This window comes from Amycolatopsis sp. NPDC051128, from assembly GCF_040682715.1.
Taxonomy (GTDB): Bacteria; Actinomycetota; Actinomycetes; order Mycobacteriales; family Pseudonocardiaceae; genus Amycolatopsis.
This window is the reverse complement of the sequence record NZ_JBFBBN010000037.1, coordinates 60,111-81,132: the sequence shown is the minus strand read 5'-3', so window position 1 is coordinate 81,132 and position 21,022 is coordinate 60,111. Positions and strand designations below refer to the sequence as shown.

General features: G+C 68.9%; 21 protein-coding genes and 2 pseudogenes. 10 read left to right on the top strand and 13 right to left on the bottom strand.

The window, feature by feature from the left end; genetic code table 11:
• Nucleotides 1-639: 639 nt before the first annotated feature.
• Complete coding sequence (locus tag AB0M82_RS31180) at nucleotides 640-1,305, bottom strand: hypothetical protein (protein WP_364729452.1); 666 nt, start codon at nucleotides 1,303-1,305, stop codon at nucleotides 640-642.
• Between AB0M82_RS31180 and AB0M82_RS31175 the strand changes: the two genes are divergently transcribed.
• A complete protein-coding gene (locus AB0M82_RS31175; RefSeq protein ID WP_364729449.1) occupies nucleotides 1,280-1,486 on the top strand; it encodes a hypothetical protein in 207 nt (68 codons plus the stop codon). The genes AB0M82_RS31180 and AB0M82_RS31175 overlap by 26 nt on opposite strands.
• A 201-nt stretch (nucleotides 1,487-1,687) precedes the next feature.
• On the opposite strand, the gene AB0M82_RS31170 is transcribed toward AB0M82_RS31175, so the two are convergent.
• Nucleotides 1,688-1,873, bottom strand: coding sequence for a hypothetical protein (locus tag AB0M82_RS31170; protein ID WP_364729446.1), 186 nt, complete (start codon nucleotides 1,871-1,873; stop codon nucleotides 1,688-1,690).
• A gap of 706 nt (nucleotides 1,874-2,579) precedes the next feature.
• Here AB0M82_RS31170 and AB0M82_RS31165 point away from each other — a divergent pair.
• Both AB0M82_RS31165 and AB0M82_RS31160 read left to right on the top strand, forming a co-directional pair.
• Nucleotides 2,580-2,942, top strand: a complete 363-nt coding sequence (locus tag AB0M82_RS31165; RefSeq protein ID WP_364729443.1) for a TetR/AcrR family transcriptional regulator C-terminal domain-containing protein — start codon at nucleotides 2,580-2,582, stop codon at nucleotides 2,940-2,942.
• 194 nt (nucleotides 2,943-3,136) lie between these two features.
• Nucleotides 3,137-3,231 (top strand): annotated as a pseudogene (locus AB0M82_RS31160) (IS982 family transposase); the annotation flags it as partial.
• Between the two features lie 35 nt (nucleotides 3,232-3,266).
• Here AB0M82_RS31160 and AB0M82_RS31155 read toward each other — a convergent pair.
• From AB0M82_RS31155 to AB0M82_RS31145, 3 genes are all read right to left on the bottom strand, one after another.
• On the bottom strand, nucleotides 3,267-4,097 hold the full coding sequence (locus AB0M82_RS31155; protein ID WP_364729440.1) for an alpha/beta hydrolase: 831 nt from the start codon (nucleotides 4,095-4,097) through the stop codon (nucleotides 3,267-3,269).
• A 678-nt stretch (nucleotides 4,098-4,775) separates the two neighbouring features.
• Nucleotides 4,776-5,510 (bottom strand): TetR/AcrR family transcriptional regulator C-terminal domain-containing protein, encoded by a 735-nt coding sequence (locus tag AB0M82_RS31150; protein WP_364729437.1) that lies wholly within the window; start codon nucleotides 5,508-5,510, stop codon nucleotides 4,776-4,778.
• A gap of 25 nt (nucleotides 5,511-5,535) precedes the next feature.
• Nucleotides 5,536-6,744: a serine hydrolase gene (locus AB0M82_RS31145; protein WP_364729434.1), complete on the bottom strand. Its 1,209-nt coding sequence runs from the start codon at nucleotides 6,742-6,744 to the stop codon at nucleotides 5,536-5,538.
• A 222-nt stretch (nucleotides 6,745-6,966) separates the two neighbouring features.
• Here AB0M82_RS31145 and AB0M82_RS31140 point away from each other — a divergent pair.
• Both AB0M82_RS31140 and AB0M82_RS31135 read left to right on the top strand, forming a co-directional pair.
• A pseudogene (locus AB0M82_RS31140) lies at nucleotides 6,967-7,786 on the top strand (SDR family NAD(P)-dependent oxidoreductase).
• Nucleotides 7,787-7,921: 135 nt separating this feature from the next.
• The gene (locus tag AB0M82_RS31135; protein WP_364729432.1) at nucleotides 7,922-9,166 is read left to right on the top strand and encodes an MFS transporter; all 1,245 of its coding nucleotides are present in this window, start codon (nucleotides 7,922-7,924) and stop codon (nucleotides 9,164-9,166) included.
• Here the strand turns inward: AB0M82_RS31135 and AB0M82_RS31130 are convergent.
• Nucleotides 9,123-9,569, bottom strand: a complete 447-nt coding sequence (locus tag AB0M82_RS31130) for an alpha-hydroxy-acid oxidizing protein (protein ID WP_364729429.1) — start codon at nucleotides 9,567-9,569, stop codon at nucleotides 9,123-9,125. The two genes, AB0M82_RS31135 and AB0M82_RS31130, sit on opposite strands and share 44 nt — an antisense overlap.
• Between AB0M82_RS31130 and AB0M82_RS31125 the strand changes: the two genes are divergently transcribed.
• The 3 genes from AB0M82_RS31125 (at nucleotide 9,540) to AB0M82_RS31115 (ending at nucleotide 12,039) form a co-directional block, all read left to right on the top strand.
• A complete protein-coding gene (locus tag AB0M82_RS31125; RefSeq protein WP_364729426.1) occupies nucleotides 9,540-9,959 on the top strand; it encodes a winged helix-turn-helix domain-containing protein in 420 nt (139 codons plus the stop codon). The two genes, AB0M82_RS31130 and AB0M82_RS31125, sit on opposite strands and share 30 nt — an antisense overlap.
• Nucleotides 9,960-10,035: 76 nt before the next feature.
• Nucleotides 10,036-10,536, top strand: coding sequence for an Lrp/AsnC family transcriptional regulator (locus AB0M82_RS31120; RefSeq protein ID WP_364729423.1), 501 nt, complete (start codon nucleotides 10,036-10,038; stop codon nucleotides 10,534-10,536).
• 111 nt (nucleotides 10,537-10,647) lie between these two features.
• Nucleotides 10,648-12,039 (top strand): aspartate aminotransferase family protein, encoded by a 1,392-nt coding sequence (locus AB0M82_RS31115; protein ID WP_364729420.1) that lies wholly within the window; start codon nucleotides 10,648-10,650, stop codon nucleotides 12,037-12,039.
• 277 nt (nucleotides 12,040-12,316) lie between these two features.
• Here the strand turns inward: AB0M82_RS31115 and AB0M82_RS31110 are convergent, their stop codons facing one another.
• Genes AB0M82_RS31110 through AB0M82_RS31100 form a run of 3 tightly spaced genes read right to left on the bottom strand, consistent with a single transcriptional unit; the run spans nucleotide 12,317 to nucleotide 14,171 of the window.
• Nucleotides 12,317-12,724, bottom strand: a complete 408-nt coding sequence (locus AB0M82_RS31110; RefSeq protein ID WP_364729417.1) for a nuclear transport factor 2 family protein — start codon at nucleotides 12,722-12,724, stop codon at nucleotides 12,317-12,319.
• A complete protein-coding gene (locus AB0M82_RS31105) occupies nucleotides 12,715-13,521 on the bottom strand; it encodes an MBL fold metallo-hydrolase (RefSeq protein WP_364729414.1) in 807 nt (268 codons plus the stop codon). Before AB0M82_RS31105 ends, AB0M82_RS31110 begins: the two co-directional genes overlap by 10 nt.
• 20 nt (nucleotides 13,522-13,541) lie before the next feature.
• Complete coding sequence (locus AB0M82_RS31100) at nucleotides 13,542-14,171, bottom strand: DsbA family protein (protein WP_364729411.1); 630 nt, start codon at nucleotides 14,169-14,171, stop codon at nucleotides 13,542-13,544.
• A gap of 63 nt (nucleotides 14,172-14,234) precedes the next feature.
• Between AB0M82_RS31100 and AB0M82_RS31095 the strand changes: the two genes are divergently transcribed.
• Nucleotides 14,235-15,104, top strand: coding sequence for a helix-turn-helix domain-containing protein (locus AB0M82_RS31095; protein WP_364729408.1), 870 nt, complete (start codon nucleotides 14,235-14,237; stop codon nucleotides 15,102-15,104).
• A 304-nt stretch (nucleotides 15,105-15,408) separates the two neighbouring features.
• Here the strand turns inward: AB0M82_RS31095 and AB0M82_RS31090 are convergent, their stop codons facing one another.
• Complete coding sequence (locus AB0M82_RS31090; protein ID WP_364729497.1) at nucleotides 15,409-15,972, bottom strand: YceI family protein; 564 nt, start codon at nucleotides 15,970-15,972, stop codon at nucleotides 15,409-15,411.
• Nucleotides 15,969-16,712: an SDR family oxidoreductase gene (locus AB0M82_RS31085; protein WP_364729405.1), complete on the bottom strand. Its 744-nt coding sequence runs from the start codon at nucleotides 16,710-16,712 to the stop codon at nucleotides 15,969-15,971. Before AB0M82_RS31085 ends, AB0M82_RS31090 begins: the two co-directional genes overlap by 4 nt.
• A 247-nt stretch (nucleotides 16,713-16,959) precedes the next feature.
• On the opposite strand from AB0M82_RS31085, the gene AB0M82_RS31080 reads away from it, so the two are divergent.
• Nucleotides 16,960-18,690 (top strand): FAD-dependent oxidoreductase, encoded by a 1,731-nt coding sequence (locus tag AB0M82_RS31080; protein WP_364729402.1) that lies wholly within the window; start codon nucleotides 16,960-16,962, stop codon nucleotides 18,688-18,690.
• 205 nt (nucleotides 18,691-18,895) lie between these two features.
• Here the strand turns inward: AB0M82_RS31080 and AB0M82_RS31075 are convergent, their stop codons facing one another.
• Nucleotides 18,896-20,704 (bottom strand): ABC transporter ATP-binding protein, encoded by a 1,809-nt coding sequence (locus tag AB0M82_RS31075; protein WP_364729399.1) that lies wholly within the window; start codon nucleotides 20,702-20,704, stop codon nucleotides 18,896-18,898.
• 97 nt (nucleotides 20,705-20,801) lie between these two features.
• Complete coding sequence (locus AB0M82_RS31070; protein ID WP_364729396.1) at nucleotides 20,802-20,993, bottom strand: MbtH family NRPS accessory protein; 192 nt, start codon at nucleotides 20,991-20,993, stop codon at nucleotides 20,802-20,804.
• Between the last annotated feature and the right edge of the window lie 29 nt (nucleotides 20,994-21,022).

The following is a 21,022-nucleotide window of genomic DNA, read 5'->3' as shown; positions in this document are numbered from 1 at the left end:
TCGCGGGACACCCTGCCGAGAGCGGACCTGCTGGCGGCGTTCGTCCGGGCATGCGGAGGTGACGACGCCACCGTCGAACACTGGCCGGCTGCTCGGGCCGATCTCGCCGCGAGCGAGCAGACCCCCACCGCCGAGCCGGCCCCACCTGTCGAGCCCGCCACCGCCGACCCTGCTCCCCGGCCGGAGGCGGCCACACGCCGTCGGTGGCTTCCTCACCCAGATAGCCGAACACCGCTCGGCGATCGTCCACAAGTGACGGCCTGTATGGCGGCAGAGGTGGCGAAGATCGACCCGGCGCCACGGTGGGGGCGGAGTCCGTGCAGCCGGGCCGAGGCCGCGGATCGCTCCGCGCTACCCGCAAGGTGACGAGCGAGCAGGGCGGCGGGGTCCGGCTCGGTGGCAGCCGCGGGGCTCGCCATCAAGCCGGACCCGAGTAGGCCGGTGGCCACCAGGAAGGTGCGGCGCCGTCCATCGGTTCGGCATCCGGAGCCTCAATGCTCGCGACAACGCACCCAGAGTAGTCGTTCAGTGACGTGGTCGGCGAGGTTGTGCCGGGTTGGCACAGCGGTGCCCAGTGGGCGCAAACCTCTGCCGCTGTGCTCGGCGTAACGGCTTTGGGCTTGGCGTGCGCTGCGCCCGCTAGCTCATCGTCACCGAGAAGTCCGTCAGCGTGAACCGGGCCTGGCCTCCACCCGTGGAGCAGAACTCGATGCCATAGCCGATCTGGTTGACCGTCGGGTTGCCGGGGATGTAGCCCTTGCCGATCGCCCACGCGATCATGGCCTTCAGGTCCACGCTCCCCGAGTACTGCGTCTTCTGCGCCACGAACGCGACGTAGCCGTCGTTGTCCTTCCAGACGTCGTAGTCCACGGCACCCGGCGCCGCGTACGTCGCGACCTTGCTGCCCGAGGGGACCTGCTTGACGTTCTCCGTCCACACCATCAATTCGGTCACGCCCTTGCCGTCGCCGACGCCGTTCAGCCAGACGTCGTAGGCCACGTCGTAAATGCCGACGCCCGGCCCGCGACCCGCGAAGGACGACTGGATCACGGAATAATCGTCGAACGGCTTTCCATTCAGGTCGTTAATGTCCTTGTGCACGTTCGGGTAGGTTTTCACCGACGTCGTATCCGGCTGCGTCGAATCAACGTACCAGTTGTTGTACGCGCAGGCGCGCAACGTTTCCGGACCCGCTTCGCCGGAGTTCCACATGTTGTTGTGGACGTAGTATCCGGCGGTCGACCAGCCGCCGTCGGGGTCGCTCGTCGTGAAGGACGGGTTGCTGCAACTGCGCACCGGCGCCACGGAAGGCGTGCTGGACGCGGGCGGCGCCGCCTGGGACGAACTCGACGTCGCCCGGGACGAACTCGACGTCGAGGTGGCAGGCACGGCGGAAGTGCTGGTCACACTGGGTGCCGTGGTCGGCACGCTCGTCGTGGCGGGCACCTCGGAAGACGGTGTCCCGGCCGCGCCGGCGACCGGCTGACGACATCCTGCGACCCCCAGCGAAACCAGCGGAACGGCCAGTAGCCCGGCCAGCACTCTACGATTCATTTTCTACCTTCGATCTCGCGGCATCCCGATCTTGTTCCTGCACTGTCGGCGGAACAACGCGGAACGCTAGCACAGATAACAGGAAGATCACATTAAGGTCACGGCAAAGTTCGCGAATCACCCAGTGGAAAGATCATTTCCGGTCGTCGGGATCGAGGTCCTGTGCCGTGATCGGACCGCCCGGCAATTCGCTGCCCGGCCGCGCGCCGAGCCCGTCGATCATGATCCCGACGCACCGGCGGGCGGCCACCTCGGCCACGTCCGGAGACTTCGCGCGGACCTGCCGCAGCAGCGTCGCGAACCTCGAACGCGATGCCACCGGAGCCGACATTCTGCCGCAGCCTTCTCCGGCTACGGCTTCCCGGAGAGGCGCACTCGACCGGGGGCCGGTTTTGCGGACTGGCTGGTGCCAAACAGGGCTGGACCTCCAGAAGGATGGTGCAACACACCGCATCTGACGAGCGGCGCTTCTATGTGGCAGCACCTCGCCAGCTACGGCGGCGAACCCAACTTAGACGGCGTCCAACGCTACCGATCTGAGGTAAGGAAGAAGAGCCGCTGGCTCGTGATCACGGGCTGACGATGCGCTTGGACGTTATAGCGCAGTGGGCGTCGAATGCCAACGCTTCACCCGCCGCTCCGCGGAACCTCATCGGCAACCAGCTCGGCGTCATCGGCCTCGCGAGCCAGAACTCACCCGTCAACAACGGCAACACCGGCGGCGCCGTCGGTCACAGCGACGACGTCCGCAACGATGCGCAGCAGATCGTTGCTGACGTCCAGTCCATCGACGTCAGCAACAACGTCGACGTTCTGGAAAGCCTCTCGTGCTTGCCTGACCGATGCCGCCTCTCGGCCGGGCGCGGGCCGCCAGGTCGGCGAGGAGACGTGCCTTCACCTGGTCCGCCCATGAGCTCGATCAGGGACTCCGCCCGGTCGAGAACGTCGGCCCGGTCCAGGACGTCCCGAGACGTGAACCCTGGTGCCGGACCGACCATCTCAGTGCGCCAGTGTGGGGCGCCGCTGTGACCGCGCGGTCCGCGTTGTTCGTGTGGCCCGACGGACCGCACTACCTCGACCTGATCGAACTGCTGATGCGCCTGCTGACGACGGCGGGCGTCCAGCCGGAAGCGGCGGCCCGGGCGACCGACCTGCTGCTCCAGCAGGCCACCGCCGCCGCGGCGGAGTGGGACGGCCGGCAGGAGAACGGCGAGCAAGAACTCAGCGACCTCGTGAGCACACTCGAGTCAGCCGATCCGGCACGGCATCCCACGCTCAAGCAACTCGGATCGGCGATCTTCGTCCGAGGCAGTCATGAAGATCGAAGCGCGTGGATCATCGACACCATGCTGGACGGGATCCTCGACGCGCGCACCCCCCGCTCCTGACCGGCAACGGAGCAGACCGCCGTGCAGTCGTTCCCTGGCGGCGGTGGTGATCGGCGGAACCACGGAAGACGACCGGACCCAGTCCGACTACTATAAACGGCTCAAGTCGGCGCAATCGTTGTTGTGCAAGGTGATCCTCACGCTGGCTGGCCGCATGCTGCCCGTCCCGGTTCGACAACATGTGGATCACCGGCGCCACCCCGGTGCCGTGCGGCATGTCGCGGGAAACCATGAAACGCTCGGACCTGGCCGCGCACGCCAGCTACGGTTACTGGCGTCACACTCTCGGTGGCGACCTTCCCGGCGACCGACCTGTCGGACCTCTCAGGCATCGAGGAACCCGACAACCTCGGAGACGAACTGCCGGTGGTGCTGGAAGACGCCGCCGTGCCCGGAGTTGGGGTAAATCTTCAGCTGGGCGTTGGGGATCCGGCGGGCCATGTCGGTGGAGTTGCTGCTCGCGACCATGAGGTCGTGATCGCCATTGGCGACGAAGACCGGCTGGGTGATCACTGAGAGGTCGTCGGGTTGGTCCAGTCCGGCCGCGCGGATGGCCTTCACCTGCGCCCGTCGAGCCTGCAGGGAGATCTTTTCGTCGCGATTGTGGGTGCGTTCCTTGAGCCGGGCGAGGTAGTCCTTCGAGGCCTGCTTGCCCTCGGCGTCGCGCGGGAAGAACAGGAATGTCCTGGCGTCTTTCAGGGTGAGCGCGGACTTGGCATAGGCCTTGACCACGACCTTGTTGATCTCTTTGATGCCGCCGCCGCCGCGGGGGCCGGTGCCGGCCAGGATCATCCGGCGGATGAGTTCGGGTGCCTGCAGGACCACCATCTGGGCGACTCCGCCGCCGAGGGAGAATCCGAGGAGGTCGACCTGCTGGAGTCCCATCGCCCGGATGAAGGCGACGGCATCGCGACCCATCTCCTCCACGGTGTCCGGCACGGATCCTCCGGACGCGCCGACCCCGCGGTTGTCGAACGCGATCACCCAGCGATGGGCGGCGATGCCGTCGATGACCCTGGGGTCCCAGTCATCAAGGACAGCCATCAGATGGTGCAGGAACACCACCGGAACGCCCTCGGCCGGACCGAGCTCCCGGTAGGCGAACGGCACCCCGCCGACGTCGATCGTGCGGGTGGGCACGTCGACCCACGTCATGCTCTTCGTCGTCGTCATCTGACCTCATCGGCTATGGCGCGAGGACCGTGGCTCCGCGCAGTTATATTACGGCCGTTTGTCTTACGACTGTAATATATACATGCCCGAACGGGTGGTGGCAAGTGCTACCCACCCGCTGCTCCCCGTGGGACCCCGGTGCTGGGGTGTCTGTAAGGGGGCCCGCCGGGATACGGGCGTGGTCGCCGGAGTACGGGCCGGTTTCAGCGGTAACTCGCTGGTCGGGCACCCGCAACCCCTCACACGCGGTCTCCCCGCCGGATTTCACCACCGCCGTCCGCGCGTGCTTCCGCTGAAGGGGTTTGCCAACCGCACCGGTGACACACCGGCCCCCGCACTACCGCGCCTCCGCCAGTTCGGCAGACCGTCACGAAAGGGGGGTAGAAGCGGGCAGCGGCCGCGGCGTGCAAGGCGAGGTGCCCGGTCATCGAGACCGCGGTGGGTATGCCGGCAGGGTTTCGCAGCCGGGCAGTGCCGCGGGTGGTCTGCGCGGCCGGTCCCGCCCAGGTCGCCAGTCCGGGGTCGCCGGCGTGTGAGGCCCGCATGTGGGAGGTGGCCGCAAGGCGGCGAGCCGCAGCACTGTCGATGGCGGCCACATCTTCCCCAAGCCGGCCAGCGCTTGCGCGTTCTCGCCGGTCGCCCCTGTTGCCCGACGAGGTGTCAGTTCTCCGTGTGTTCGCTTCCTTCTCCGCGGGCGCGCTGCGCGCGGAGCTCCACGGCGTCGAGGAACAGGCCGATCGCGGTCTCGAACCGGCCCTCCTCCTCGATTTCCGCGAGATAGGGGGCGACCTGTGCCAGATTCGGATACCGCTGTGGCGAGGCCGTCAGGTACTCGCGGCGCCAAGCCAGCCGGTCGCCTTCCTGAGCGCCTTTGTCCAGCACGTTGAAGGAAGCTTCGAAGGCGCCGGCGGCGAGTGCCGTGTCGGCCAGGACTCGGTAGTACGAGGCCGCTTCGCGGCCGCGGAGGCCGGCTTTGAGCAGGGCGCCGATGACCACGTCGGCGCCCTGGAACTCCGGCTCGCGCCGCGAGGTGCGAGCCGCGACCAGGACGGCCACCCCGGGGTGCAGCAGGCAGGCGGCCCGGATCCGCCGGGCGAGTGACGCGAGGGTCTCGCGCCAGCTCTCCGATGGTGCGAAGTCGTGCAGGGCATCGTTGACCAGCCGGGCGGCCAGGGCGAGCAGCAGGTCGTCCTTGCCGCGGAAGTGCCGCAGTACGGCTGTGTGGTCGGCGCCCAGATCAGTGCCCAGCCGGCGGAAGGTGAGCGCCTCCGGACCGTCGGTCTCGATCACGGCCATCGCGGTGTCCAGAATCAGATCCGGGGTGAGGAAGGATGCCGGACGCCGCTTCCGCCCCGCGGAAGTGGCTCTTGCCGAGTTGGTCTTCGCGGGCGTCATGGCCGTCATCTTATCGACGGTGTTGTCAACGGTGGTTCTCCTGCAGGTGGTCGGCCACCGCCCGCAGTGCCGTGATGGACTCCGCGTCACGCGTGGGGTCGTCCGCTGTCGGCCACGCGCTGGTCTTGACGATCACCACGTCGGCGTCCGGGTCCACGTACAGGTACTGGCCGTGGATCCCCACCGCGGTGAACGGACGTCGCTCGCCGCCGAGCGTCCACCACTGGTTGCTGTACCCGTAATGCGGGTAGCCGCTGGGGCCGAGCGCGCCGACCTCCAGGTGCGCCACCCCGCGGCCCCGGCTGCGCGCCACCCATTCCTCGGGCACGATGCGCTGTCCGTTCAGCTCTCCGCCACGCGACATCAACAGCCCCAGCCGGGCCATGTCGCGGGCGGTGGCATTGAGCGAGCCGCCGCCGATCGCGGTACGCGGGTGCTTGCGGGTGAGCCAGTAGTAGGCGTCGTGCTCGGCGCCGATGCGGCTCCAGAGGCGCTCCGTGGCGTACTGCGCGAGGGAGTGGCCGGTGGCGGATTCCAGCACCCATCCCAGGATCTGGGTGTCGATCGTCGAGTAGTTGAACTGCGTGCCGGCCTCGGTCGCACGCTCGGCTGAGGACACGACCTCGTGCAGCGAGCCGCCACCTGTGGCGGCCTTGGTGAACCGGTTGATCAAATTGTCCCGAACGGTGTAGATCTCCAGGTCGCCCACTCCGCTGCTCATGTCGAGCAGATGCTCGATGGTCACGCCGTCGAAGGCGGAGCCGGCCAGTCCGCTGCAGTAGACCGTCACCGGCTCGGTCACGTCCTTGATCGCCCCCTCGTCGAGGGCGATCCCGATCAGCATCGACGTCACCGATTTGGTGATCGAGAACAGCTGGAACCGCACGTCGTTCCCGGCGAAGTACCCCGGATACGACTCGTGGACGATCTCGCCACCATGCAGCACGACGAACGAGGTGGTGTTCGTTCGATCGTGCAGTTCGGCAAGGCTCCGCTCCCGCCCTCCGAGGTCGTAGGTCACCTCCAGGAGACGCGGTCGCCGGGGCAGCGGGAACACATCCCCTCCGCGGCGGAGGTCTTCGGCGGGCATGAGGAGATTCATGTGAGTGAACGTCCACTCGTTGACCGGGCGACGGGTCATCACCTCGTCCTGGTGGCGCCACAGCCACAGTGCCCCGGCTCCCGCCGCAGCGGCGGCTCCCAGCAGCCATCCACCCGTTTCCTTGCGCACCACGGAGCCCCCTTCATCGCATGGACATGCCAAGCTCGGCACCCTCAACCCTGACTTGCCGATCCGACGGTGTCAACAGTGGTGACAACGTTGGGGTAAGCAGAGTTGTCACCACTGTTGACACAGATTGAACGGATGGCCATGATGACGACGAGGTCGTTCGGCCCGCTCTCTGCCACTCACAAAGGACAACGCACGACCGCCATCCAAGAGGAACGGTGACCGATGAACGGCACTGAACTGTCCACCGCGCGCCGCCTGCTCGGGAAGCTGCCCTTCGTCGACCCGGGCCGGCCGCCGCTGCCCGCGCGAACCGCGTTCCTGACCGGTGCCAGCTCGGGCATCGGCAAGGCGCTGGCCACCGAGCTGTGCGCCCGCGGCTACGACGTGTACCTCACCGCGCGCAGAATCGAGATCCTGGAAGAACTGCGGGCAGTGCTCACCACCGCGTTCCCGCAGCGTTCGGTGACCGTGGCCGCCCTGGACGTGACCGAGTACGAGGCCGTGGCGCGGACGGTCGACGACGCGGTCCGGCAGTTCGGCGAACTCGGATTGGTCATCGCCAACGCGGGGGCCGACGCCGAGGGCAACATCGGGGAGGGCCACTTCGAGGCGCACCGTGCGGTGGTCGACGTCAATCTGCTGGGTGCGATGGCGACCATCGACGCGTCCGTCGCGCACTTCCGCAGGCAGGGCTGCGGGCATGGTGGGCGTGACCTCCGTCGTGGCCGTGGCGGGCCTGCCGGGCGGGGCGCCGTACTACGCCTCCAAGGCAGGGTTCACGAGGTACCTCCAGTCACTCCGCGGCGAGCTGTGGAACAGCGGCATCACCGTGACCACGGTCGCCCCCGGCTACATCGACACCCCGATCAACGAAGCCCTGGGCGACAAACGACCGTTCCTCATCGACACCCGCACGGGCGCCCGCAAGATCATGGACCGCGTCGAGTCCGGCGCCGTCCACGCGACGGTGCCCCGAGTGCCCTGGGCCGTCGTCGAATACCTGCTGGCCCGGACTCCGACCCGGCTGCTGCGGAAGCTGTAGCACTTCGTCAATCCGGCCGCCGGCCTGCGCCCACCACGCGTCCGGTCGAGTCTGCCCTCTCTGCCCGGAGGCTCCATTCGCCGCTCCAGCACTGGACACGGCACCGACCCCCTACCAGTTCTGAGGTGTCATTCAGTGAAAACGAACAGCGGCACCGCGCTGACGTTCACCGTCACCGCCGCACTGATCGCCGGAGTCACGCTCGGCAGTAGTGGCACCAACGTGATGCCCGTCTACGTGGACGACTTCGCCGACCGCTTCGACCTGTCCGGCACCAGCGCCGGACTCGTCGCAGCCAGCCAGCTGATGGCGGTCGCGGTCACCACCCTCCTGCTCGCCAACCGCGCCGCCCGCCCCGGCCGCGTCCGGATGGCCCGCACAGGGCTGGCCCTGGCCGCTGCAGGATTCGTCGGCGCCGCCGTCGCCTTCGACATCCTGACGCTGATCGGGGCCAGCCTGCTGCTCGGCGCCGGACTCGGAGCCGTCTACGCCGCCTCCACCGCCGCCCTGGCCGGCGCCGGCGACGACGCCGACAAGACCTCCTCGATCGCCATTACCGGCGCTCTGTTCGCGAGTGCACTGCTGCTCGTCGCCGTCCCGGCGGTCAACGAGTCCGCAGGCGGGGGAACCGGCTTCTTCCTGTTGGCCGCGTGCTGCCTGCCTTGCTGGTTCCTGGTAGGCAACCTCCCCGACGGCCCGGACCCGGCGAGCAGTCCTTCCGCGACCGCCCCCAACGCAGCCTCCCGGCCAGCCCGTCCCTCCGCCGCGCTGCTGGTCGGCGCGGGCCTCCTGATGGCCGTCACGCAGGGAGTGTGGTCCTATGCCTCCGTCGTGGGGCGCGGCCACACCGGTATGTCCGCCTCTGTGCTCTCCGCCGTCCTGGCCATCTCCAGTGTCGTCGCACTCGCCGGAGCCGTAGCCGCACCGCTCGCCGTGAAGCGTTTCGGCCGCCTGCACTCGATGGCCGGGTTCGTCGTCGTCGAAGCGTTCAGCACGGGGCTTCTCATCGTCACCCACAGCCCCACTCTGTTCATCGCCACCGCCGCCATCTGGCAGACGTGCCAGTTGGCCGTCCTGGTACAGGTAATCGCCGCCGCCTCGATCATCGACTCCACCGGACGGTGGGTGGCCGCCCTCAGCGGCGGCGGAGCACTCGGTGGTGGCATCGGCCCCCTGGCCGTCGGCGCGATCATGGACAACATGGGTGCCGGCGTCCTGAGCATCCTCCTCACCGCCGGAACACTCATCGCCGCACTCCCCCTCCTCAAGATGGCCGCGGCCAGCGACGCGGCAGCGGACACCGCGTCCGTCACACCCCATCCGCAGGCCACGCCCATCACGAGGACGACCACCGAGAAACCGGCCTCACCAGCGGAATGAAACACCCGCCCCACGGTATGTCGGCGGCGATCCGAGCGTCGTGTCCGGCCCCGACAGCATCGCGCGGGCGCGTTGGATTGCCGGCCGCCGTGGTTGGAGCAGTAGAGGCCGCCACACCGCCGTCCTTGGCGCGCCGGGCGTCCTCCGGGTGGCCGATGCCCTTGACGATCAGTGGCAGGTCGGTGAGTGAGCGGAGCCACGGCAGGTCGCCCCAGGTGAGGGGGTTGCCGAAGACCTGGACCCACTGAGCGAGCAGTTGGGGTGTAGGGCTGGAAGAAGCCTGGTGTGTCCCCGAGTTCGGCGGTGACCTGCTCCATCGGGTCGGCGGACAGGGTGGAGGCGACCCGGCTGCGCACTGAGCAGCGCCGCCGCGGTGGCCGGTGCGCTCAACCGCTACACCCACATGTTCACCGAGGCCGGGCGCTGGCGGATCGACGCACTGGCTCCTGGGCAACGAGCCCAGCTCACCGCCGCTACCAAGTCCGCGCCCACCGGCCGAGACGTACGTCAGGTCACGCCCGCCGACCGGGCCATCCTCGCGCACCTGGCCCAGGACGGACGGGCCTCGCACCAAGCCCTGGCAACCGCGCTGAAGACCAGCGCCTCCACCGTGAAACGGCACATCGACCAACTCGTCGGACTGGGACTGCTCAGCTTTCGTTGCGACTTCGCCCGCGGGCGGAGCGGGAGTGCGGGGCATGGGGTTCCCTCCCGCCAGGGAGAAGGCACGGCGGACGTGACAGCACCGTTCAGCGTTGCCAACGGAACAAAGACGACTAAATCCGTTGCCTGAGCGTGGTGCGGCCTTCGGATCCGGTGACTGCCCGTGACGATTTCGCCGGGTTTGCCCTGCGTCGCCCGTGTCGGGGATGATCCGGGGCGTGAGCAGCCAGGACACCCCCAGCCGGCCCGTCCCGCCGGTGCTCGACGACATCTCGCGGCAGATCATCGCGCAGCTGCAGGAGGACGGGCGGCGCGCCTACGCGACGATCGGCAAGGCGGTCGGCCTCTCGGAGGCGGCGGTCCGGCAGCGGGTGCAGCGGCTGTCGGACTCCGGCGTCATCCAGATCGTCGCGGTATCGGATCCCCTGCAGGTCGGGCTGTTCCGCCAGGCGATGGTCGCGATCACCGTCGACGGCCCGCTGGAGCCGGTGGGCGACGCGCTGGCCGAAATGGACGAAATCGCGTACGTGATCCTCTGCGCCGGGCGCTACGACGTTCTCTGCGAGGCCGTCTGCGCGGACGACGAGGCGCTGCTCCAGCTGATCTCGACGCGGATCCGCGCGCTGCCCGGTGTCCGGCACGCGGAGGCGCTGGTCTACCTCAAGCTGCGGAAGCAGACCTACCAGTGGGGCAGTCACGGAGCATGACGACTAAATCCGAAGGCGAGCGCCGTATATTGAACATGAATTAGTCGCGCAAGGCAGCCTGGACGATTGAATCGCTTGCTTCGACAGGTTGAAGCGTGCGATAACTGAGGCATGACCACTACCGCCGACCACGCCACCGCTGACGCCTCGGGTCTGGCGCGGGCCGCCCGCAGCAACCTCTGGATGCACTTCACCCGCCACTCCGCCTACGACGAGACCGACGTCCCGGTGATCGTGCGCGGCGAAGGCGCCTACATCTGGGACGCCCACGGCAGGCGCTACCTGGACGGGCTCGCCGGGCTGTTCGCGGTGCAGGTCGGCCACGGCCGCGAGGAACTCGCCGAGGCCGCGGCGCGGCAGACGAAGCAGCTGGCCTACTTCCCGCTGTGGGGCCACGCGCACCCGACGGCGATCGAACTGGCTTCGCGGCTCGCCGACGCGTCACCCGGCGACCTGAACCGCGTGTTCTTCACCGTGAGCGGGGGAGAGTCGGTCGAGACGGCGTGGAAGCTCGCCAAGCAGTACTTCAAGCTCGTCGGGAAACCGGGCAAGCACAAGGTGATCAGCCGCGCGCTGGCCTACCACGGGACGTCGCAGGGTGCGCTCTCGATCACCGGCATCCCGGGCGCGAAGGCGGACTTCGAGCCGCTGGTGCCGAGCACCCTGCGCGTGCCGAACACGAACTTCTACCGTGCGCCCGAGCACGCTGACGACTACGAAGCCTACGGCCGCTGGGCCGCCGACCGGATCGAGCAGGCGATCGAGTTCGAGGGTGCGGACACCGTCGCCGCGGTGTTCCTGGAGCCGGTGCAGAACACCGGTGGGTGTTTCGTGCCGCCGCCCGGCTACTTCGCCCGGGTCCGCGACATCTGCGACAAGCACGACGTGCTGCTGGTGTCCGACGAAGTGATCTGCGCGTTCGGCCGGGTGGGGTACGACTTCGCGGCCAAGCGGTACGGCTACCAGCCGGACATCATCACCACCGCGAAGGGGCTGACGTCCGGGTACGCGCCGCTGGGCGCGGTGCTCGCGAGCGAGCGCCTGATGGAGCCGTTCACGCACGGCGCCACGACCTTCATGCACGGGTCCACCTACGGCGGGCACCCGGTGTCGTGCGCGGTGGCGCTGGCCAACCTCGACCTGATGGAGCGCGAGGACCTCTACGGCCACGTGCTGGCGAACGAGACCGCCTTCCGGTCCACTTTGGACAGGCTGACCGACCTGCCGATCGTCGGCGACATCCGCGGCGCAGGCTTCTTCTACGGCATCGAACTAGTGAAGGACAAAACGACCAAGGAGACGTTCAGCGCGGACGAGTCCGAGCGGGTCCTGCGTGGCTTCCTCTCCAACGCGCTGTTCGAGGCCGGGCTGTACTGCCGCGCCGACGACCGCGCCGAACCGGTCGTGCAGCTGTCGCCGCCGCTGATCTGCGACCAGCGCCAGTTCGACGAGATGGAGCAGATCCTGCGCGACACCCTGACCCGCGCCTGGCAGCTGCTCTAGCCCGCAGCCGTGGCAACAATAAAGCCGACGGATTCCCTACGCGCCCTCGGAAGGCGGCCGGGTCGAGGGCGTTTGGCGCGAAGACCAGGAAACCTCCTGGTCGATCGGTCGGTGCCCACACGCCGCTCTGCCAGGAGTTCGTTGTCGTAGTGCCCCGCCGGGGCCCGGACGACTTCGACCAAAGTGGAGCCGGACGCGACCCGCTCAGCCAAGAATTCACGCTATCGTCGAAGAACTCTCGGCCCTCGCTGCTTGCTCCGTACGCGTCCGGCCCGCGTCATGACGTGGCGGCGTCGCGGACCAGCGCGGTGTCGACGAACTGTTCGAACCGGACGATCAGGCCGCCGCGCACCGTGAAGTGGTGGGCCACCCGGACGTTCAACGGTTTGCCGGTCGCCTGGTGCGTCGCGGTGTAACGGGCGAGGACGACGACGTTCTCGCCGTCGACGACGTAGGTGTCATCATGGGCCGTCCAGTTCTCCCAGTCCTGGGCCAGTTTCTCCATGACACCGCTCGTGACGCCCTCCGGTGTGCGGTAGGTGCCGGCGAGCGGGAACCCGGCCATCTCCGTCCACTCGACGTCCGGGGCGAGCGTCTCGCGCAGGGCGGCGAGATCGCCCGCCGCGGAGGCGAGGTACTGACGCCGGACGACGGCGGCGGGCGCGGTGTCCTCGGTCAGCCCCATGTCATCTCGCCCTTCGCGACCTTGGTGCCGAGCGACGCGGCGATCTTCAGGCCGGCGTCCGGGTAGGTAACCAGCAGCCGCTCCTCGGCCTCGGCGGCGTCAGCGGACTCGGCGACGGTCTTCTCGAAGAACCGCAGGTACTCGCCGGTGTGCCGGATCGCCGTCAGGTCGGCCGGGGCGCCGGCGACCCGGTGGCCGGCCACCACGAAGGCCGGTTCGAGCGCCTCGAGGTCGTCGAGGACGCGGAGCCATTCCGTGCGCTGTTCGGTGCTGCCACTGTCGGCGGTCCAGACGTGTAGGCCCTCGAACAACAGCACCCCACCGAGCAGCGCGCGCTCCGCCGGCTCGAAGACGTACCAGGCGCGGTCGCCCAGCGCCGTGCTGCCGCGCCGGACCTCGAGAGCGATGCCGTCCACGGTGACCGACGGCGCGGTCAGCGGCGCGATGTCCACCAGGCGCGTGGGCAGGTTGGCGCCCAGATGCGCCCACGCGATCAGCTTCTTTTCGTAGGTGTCGCGGATGTGCTCGATGACGTCGGCGGGCGCGAGGAACACCGCCTCGGGGAAGGCGTCGGCGATGACTTCGGCGCCGAAGTAGAAGTCGGGGTCGCCGGCGGTGATCAGCACGGTGGTGAGCCGCTTGCCGGAGTCGAGGACCGCGGCGACGATCAGGTGGCCGTCGGCCCGAGTGAAGGCCGCGTCGACGACGACGGCTTCCGTCTCGCCGGTGACCAGCACGCTGGTCTTGTTCAGCGAGGTGTCGGCCGCATCGATGATCTGGTAGCCGAGGGTGCTCATGGTTCGGTCCTTCCGGGGTTTCAGTGCGAAACGGAGGTGAGGTGGCGGTCGAGGGCGTCGGTCAGATGGGCGGCGGACGAGGTCGGGCCGCCGAGCCGCACGACGCCGGTCGCGGTGTGCAGCAGCAGCGTCGGGTAGGCGGTGACGCCCAGCCGGGCGGCGCGGGTGAAGTCCTGCGCCGCCGAAGCGCCAGAGGAGGCGAACGCGGTCAGCACGTCGTCGGCGTCGAGGCCCAGCCGGCCGGCGAGGTGCCGATAGGTCTCCGGTTCGGAGAGGCTCAGTCCGTCGATGTAGAACGCCTGTTGCATCGCTTCGGCCGCCTCCAGGGCCCGATCCGGCGCGACCGTCCGCAACGCGGCGAAGCCGGTGGCAGCGGCCGTGGAATCCATCCGGAACCGGCCGTCGGCGACGAGGGCGCGGTAGCCGGGACCGAACTCGGCGCCGGTCAGCTCGACGATGCGGGCGTTGGCGCCGTCGACGTAGGGCATGGTGCCGATCGGCGCGACGCGGGCGCCGGTGAACAGGCCGCCGCTGACGACCTCCAGCTCGATCCGCCCGGCGTTCGCCGCGGCGAACCCGGCGACCGCCGGGCCGAAGCCGTGGCACCAGCCGCAGTAAGCGTCGAACACATAGGTCAATTTCACTGCCATGACCACAGACTAGGAACGCCACCTGGTCTTTTCACGGTCGTCACGTGACCTATCATGGTAAAAATGGGACAGAACATCCGGCCCGTCCGATACGAGCCGCCGCCCGGGGTGACCGGCGAGATCGAGCGCACGTCGCTGGCGCGCATGCGGGCCCGCAGCGGACCGCACGAGTTCGTCGCGCCCCAGCGCCTGGGCTTCGACCTGCTGATCGAGATCGAGGCCGGACACGCCGTGCACACCGTCGACTTCACCGGCTATCCGCTCGCGCCCGGCGACCTGCTCTGGGTGCGCTCCGGCCAGGTGCAGCAGTGGGGCGCCATCGACCACATCGAGGGCCCGGTGTTCCTGTTCACCCGGTCCGCGATCGACACCGGAACCTGGGAGCTCATCCGGGCCGCCGGCGTGGCGACGCCCAACCACTGGGCCGCCGCGACGGTCGCCGACACACCGGCGGCGGCCGCGCTCGCCACCGCGCTCGCCACCGCCGTCGCGCCGGACACGAGCCTGCGGGACGCCGCACTCGCCCGCGCGCTGGCCGCCGCGCTGCTCCTGCTGATGATGGCCGTCCCGGAGGGCAGCGGCCGCCGCCCGCCCACGCACGAGGCGTTCGTGTGGTTCCGCGACGAGCTGGAGAACAGCTTCCGGACCCGGCACAAGGTCGCCGACTACGCCACCCGGCTGGGCTACTCGACCCGCACCCTCAACCGCCTCGCCCGCGAGAACACCGGCCTGTCCGCGAAGCAGCTCGTGGACGAACGCATCGTCCTCGAAGCCAAACGCCAGCTGGCCCACGGCCGCGACCCGGTGGCGCGGATCGCCGCAGACCTTGGCTTCGACGATCCGTCCAACTTCTCCAAGTACTTCCAGCACCGCACCGGAACGACGCCGGCCGCCTTCCGCGACCGCGTCCGACCGGACGCGAACCAACGCTGACGTTCACGGCGCACAAAACACGCCGAGCGTGCGCGAGGCCGAGGCGTCGGATCCGGTCAGGACGATGCTTTCGGAGAGCAGACGGGCGAGGTCCCGCGCCTTCTCGTCTGCGTGACAGAGGTCGGGACCGGCTACCACCAGCGTGCCGCGAGCAGATGCCGGGCTCGCCCGATGGGAAATAAGCCGGGACGAGGTGCTGGAAGGCCTGGCAGCCGGCTACGCCGAAACAGAACGCTGACAAAGCAGCGTGGAGGGGCTCTCCCTGCACCGGAAGAGCCCCTCCACGCCGAGCACACCTGGCGGGTCACGCCGGGCGCAGCACCGCCTCGATCTCGAGGGTGATCTGCACCTTCTCGCCGACCACGACCCCACCGCCGTCGAGCGGCAGCTTGACGGTGACGCCGAAGTCGTTGCGGTCGATGGTCGTCGAAGCCGAGATGCCGGCCCGGGTGCCACCGGCGGTGTCCGGCACGATGCCGTTCACCTCGAGCGCCAGCGACACGGGCCGGGTGACGCCCTTGATCGTCAGGTCGCCGTCGACGACGAGGCCGTCGCCGGCGATCCGCACGCCGGTCGAGCGGAAAGTCCACAGTGGATGGTTCTCGACGTCGAGGAACGACTCCGAGCGCACGTCCTTGTCCCGCCACTCGTTGCCCGTGTCCACTGAAGCGGCTTCGACCGTGGCGGTGACCGACGAGCCGGTCACGTCTTCGCCCGTCACGATCCGGCCCGTGAACCGCCCGAACCGGCCGTGCACCTTGCTCACCATCATGTGCGGGACGGTGAAGGACACGTCGGAATGCACGGGGTCGACGTCCCAGATCCCCGCGACGTAGCCGGGGATCGAGATCTTCGCTGCCGTGGTCATTGCTGCGCGAGCCACTTGTCGAACGTGATCTCCCCGAGCCGGGCGTCCGGGCCCGGGAGCAGCATCCGCTCGCTCAGCCGCACCCCGTAGTAGGTGGCCTGCTCGTCGACCACGACCTCACGGGGATCACCGTGCGCCACAAGGCCCTTGCGCACCAGTTCGGCGAGCTGGAACTGTTCCGGGCCGCCGATCTCACGGATCCCGTTCACCGGCCGCCCCACCGCGACGTGTCCGACCCCGGCGGCGACGTCCTCGGCGGCCATCGGCTGGATCAGCCCCGGCGGCAGATGGACCACGCCGTCGACCGTGCTGACGTCCGCGATGGTCTTGACGAACTCGAAGAACTGGGTGGCGTGCACGATCGAGTACGCCTGGCCCGACTCGCGGATCAGCCGCTCCTGGACGCTCTTGGCGCGGAAGTAGCCCGACTCCAGCATGCGGTCCGTGCCGACCACCGACAGTGCCACGTAGTGCCCGACCCCGGCCTTCGCCGAGCACTCGAGCAGGTTGGTGGTGGAAGTCCGGAAGAACTCCATCACCGGGTCGTCGGCGAACGACGGCGAGTTCGACACGTCCACCACGACCGCGGCACCCTCGAGCACCTCGGCCAGCCCTTCTCCCGTGAGGGTGTTCACCCCGGTGTTCGGGGCGGCGGCGACCGCCTCGTGCCCGTGTTCGCCCAGTTTGGCGACCACCTTCGAACCGATCAGCCCGGTTCCTCCGATAACCACGACCTTCACGACGTTTCCCTTCGCTCGGCGAACGCGCTTCCGCAGCAAGGACAAACGGGCGCGGGAATGTGTGACGCAGGAGGCAGTCACATTCGCGCGGGTTGCCATGTCCTAGTGGTGAAAGGTGCCCGGCCGAGCCGCGAGGTAAGAGCGGGAACACCGGGTTTCAGACGGCTCTCCGGAGTACGCGTCAAGCAGAGCGTGGCTGGTCCCACCCACCGCCGGGCGCCTTCACCGGACGACGAGAGGACCACGCATGAACCCGACCGAGCGCAGGCTCGCGACCTCCGTACTGGTGATCGGCACCGGCGGCTCCGGCCTGCGGGCGGCGATCCAGCTGGCCGAACGCGGCACCGACGTCCTCCTGGTGGGCAAGCGACCCAGCGCGGACGCCCACACCAACCTGGCCGCGGGCGGGATCAACGCCGCACTCGGCACCATGGACCCCGAAGACACCTGGCAGCAGCACGCCGCGGACACGTTGCAGGAGAGCTACTTCCTCGCGGACCCGCGCACCGTCCGGATCGTCGCCGAGGGCGCCGCCCGCGGCATCGCGGAGCTGGAAAGCTGGGGCATGCCGTTCGCGCGCGAAACCGACGGCCGGATCTCACAACGGTTCTTCGGCGCGCACGCCTTCCGGCGGACCGCGTTCGCCGGCGACTACACCGGCCTGGAGATCCAGCGCACCCTGGTGAACCGGGCCCGGCAGCTCGCCGTGCCGATCATCGACACGCTGTACGTGACCCGGATCCTCACGCACGACGGCGTGGTCTTCGGCGCCTACGGGTTCGACCTGCGCGACGGGACCCGCTACCTGATCCACGCCGACGCCGTGATCCTGGCCGCGGGCGGGCACACCCGGATCTGGCGGCGGACCTCGTCACGGCGCGACGAGAACACCGGCGACTCGTTCCGGCTGGCCCTCACGGCGGGCGCGCGCATCCGCGATCCCGAGCTCGTCCAGTTCCACCCCTCCGGTCTGATCGCCCCCGAGGACGCGGCCGGCACGCTCGTGTCCGAGGCGGCCCGCGGCGAGGGCGGCATCCTGCGCAACCAGCTCGGCGAGCGGTTCATGGCCCGCTACGACCCGGCCCGGATGGAGCTGTCCACCCGCGACCGCGTCGCCCTCGCCGCCTACACCGAGATCAAGGAGGGCCGGGGCAGCCGGAACGGCGGGGTGTGGCTCGACGTCTCGCACCTCCCCCGCGAAACGATCATGCAGCGCCTCCCCCGCGTCTACCAGACGCTGATCGAGCTGCAGATGCTCGACATCACCACCACGCCGATCGAAGTCGCACCCACGGCCCACTACTCGATGGGCGGGGTGTGGGTGCGTCCGGACGACCACGGCACCGGTGTGCCGGGCCTGTACGCCATCGGCGAGGCCGCCAGCGGGTTGCACGGGGCCAACCGGCTCGGCGGCAACTCGCTGATCGAGCTGCTCGTCTACGGCCGGATCACGGGCGACGCCGCCGCGGACTACTCCGCCGGGCTCGACGTCCAGCAGCGCGGCACCGCGGCGGTCGCCGAGGCCCGCGACGAGGTGGATCAGCTGCTCGCGGCGAACGGGCCGGAGAACGTCCGCTCCCTGCAGCGGGCAGTCCGCGACACGATGACCGAGCACGCCGGTGTGGTGCGCGACGAGGCGGGCCTGACGACGGCACTGGGCCGGCTCGACGACATCGAAGCGACCACGAAGGACGTCGGCGTGCATCCCGACCTGGCCGGCTTCCAGGATCTGGCCCACGCGTTCGACCTGCGGTCGTCGCTGGTCGCCGCCCGCGCGACCGTGGAGGCCGCGATCGAGCGTCGGGAGACCCGCGGCTGCCACAACCGCGCCGACTTCCCGGAGCCGGACGACGCACTGCGGGTCAACCTGATCTGGTCCGGGCCGGGACAGGTCGCCCGGGAGGCGGTGGCACCGGTGCCCACGGAGATCGCCGCGTTCGTCCGGGAGGTCTCGACCGCGGGCAAGCTCGTCGAATGATCGGAAGATTCGGGATGAGCGCGAAGAGCAGGCCGAGCACAAAGGCGGCTGCGTCCGCGCCGCGCCGTGCTTGCACTGGGCCGGAACCGGCGTCGACGGCGATGGCATGGGGCCTTGGAGGTCAGGCCAGGCTGAGGATGGCTTGGTGCACGCCGGCTCGTCGTTCGGCGCGGATGCGTAGTCGTTGTGGAAGAGTTCCTCGAACTCACTCGCTGCTGACGGCGTTGTCGTGGATGACGGCGGCCACCTGAGGGTGGCGACCCATCGCCGCCACGCGTCCTTGGTCGAGCACGATCACGCTGTCGGCAGCTTGGACGGTGGCGGGACGGTGCGCGATCACCAGCAGCGTGCATTCCGCGGCGATCTGTCGAAGCGTGCGAAGCAGTACTGCTTCGTTGGCGGGGTCGAGGTGCGCGCTGGGTTCGTCCAGAAGGAGCAGCTGTGGCCGGGGCAGCAGAGCGCGGGCGATGGCTACCCGCTGCCGCTCGCCACCGGAGAGCAAGTCGCCGTGTTCTCCCACGTGGGTCTCCAGACCGGCGGGCAGCCTGCGGACGAGACCGGTCAAACTGGCCAGTTCCACGGCACGCTGGATCTCCGCATCGGCGGCCTCGGGCTTACCGTAGGTGATGTTCTCGCGCAGGGTGCCGGCCATGATCGGCGCACTTTGCTCGACCAGGCCGATCGCCGCCCGGCATTCGTCCACGCTCATCTGTCGCACGATGTCGCGTCCGTCGAGCAGGATGCGCCCGGCGGTGGGATCGTAGAAGCGGGCGATGAGAGCAAAAATGGTCGACTTGCCCGCACCCGAGGGGCCGACCATCGCGACGCAACGATGGCGCGGCACGACGAACGACACGTCGCGCAGCACCGGCCGGTCTGGCTTGTAGGCGAAATCGACGTTGCGGAACGCGATCGCCGCCGTCTGCGCGTCGACCGGTGTTCGGGTGCTCGGCGGTGATTCCGGACTGGCCAGTTCGTCGGCCTCGATAGGCAGCTGGGCGACATCCTCTATCCGCTGCAACGCCGCCAGCCCTCGCTGCAGCATCGCGAACACCGCGAACAGGCCCGCCATCGGTTCAGCGATATAGGTGACATAGAGCAGGAATCCGACCAGTTCCGCCAGTGACGCTTGACCACCCGCCACCCGCAGGCCGCCCACCACGAGCACAGCGATCATGGAGCCGTGCACCGCCAAGGTCATCGCGGGTCCGACGATGGCTTCCCGCCGCGCGGTCGCCAGGCTGTCGCGGAAAGCCTTGTCGGCCAGGCGCATGATCCGATCACGCTCGCGGTCCTCGGCACGCAGGACGCGGACGGTCCGGATCGCCGACAGCGCGCGTTCCAGCTCGGCGCTCATGGCGCCGAGGCTGTCCTGTGCGTCTTCGACCGTTCGCCGGATGCCTTTGAGCAGTAGCAGAGTCAGACTGCCGGTGAGCCCGACGATCCCCGCGACGACCACGAAGAGCACGGGATCGAGCCAGATCATCATCGCGATGCCGCCTACGGTGACGAACGAGCCGACGGTGACCTCGACGAGGTCGTAGGCCAGCGCGTCACGCAACAAGGTGGTGTCGCCGGCCACCCGGGTGATCAAGTCGCCGAGCCGGTGCTGCTGGTATCGGCTCATCGGTAATCGCAGCAACCGCTCCACGATCCGCCGACGCAGCCCCAGCACGATCCCATCGCTGGTGCGTTCGAGCAGATAATGAGCCACCGCGGAAATCGCGGCCTCCGCGACGAACACCGACGCCAGCACCGCCAGCCACACGCCGTACGGACCGCGCTGGGAGAACGCTTCAATCGTTCCGTTCGCCAGCAACGGCTGCGCCAGTCCCAGCCCGCCGGCGGCCAGCGACAGCACCGTCGCCGTCGCCAGTACCGCGCGATTCCCGTGCGTGGACCGGAGCAGATCACGCCATCCGGCACGCGGTGCACCGCCGGGTTCTTCGGCCGCTGGGTGCTCTTCGCACTCGCCAGGGTTGTCGCGTCCGGATACCCGGCGGATGTTCAGCACAACCACGTTCTAACAGACGAAGAACCGCACCGCATTTCGGAATACTTACCATCACCCGGTCATGGGCGCCTTCCTGGTCGGCCAGTCATTTGCGACATCAGCGAAGAACCTGGCGCAGGACCTTGGGGCGCATGTCGGTCCAGACTTCGTCCACATGGGCACAGCACTCTTCTTCGGTGCCGGTGGTTCCGTCGGGCCGCCAGCCGGCAGGGACAGCTTGGTCCGCGGGCCACAGGGAGTACTGGCCCTCGTCGTTCACGAGTACCTGGTAGGCGATGCCGTCTCTCATCTCCGGGCTCTCATTTCGTGGGGTAACAG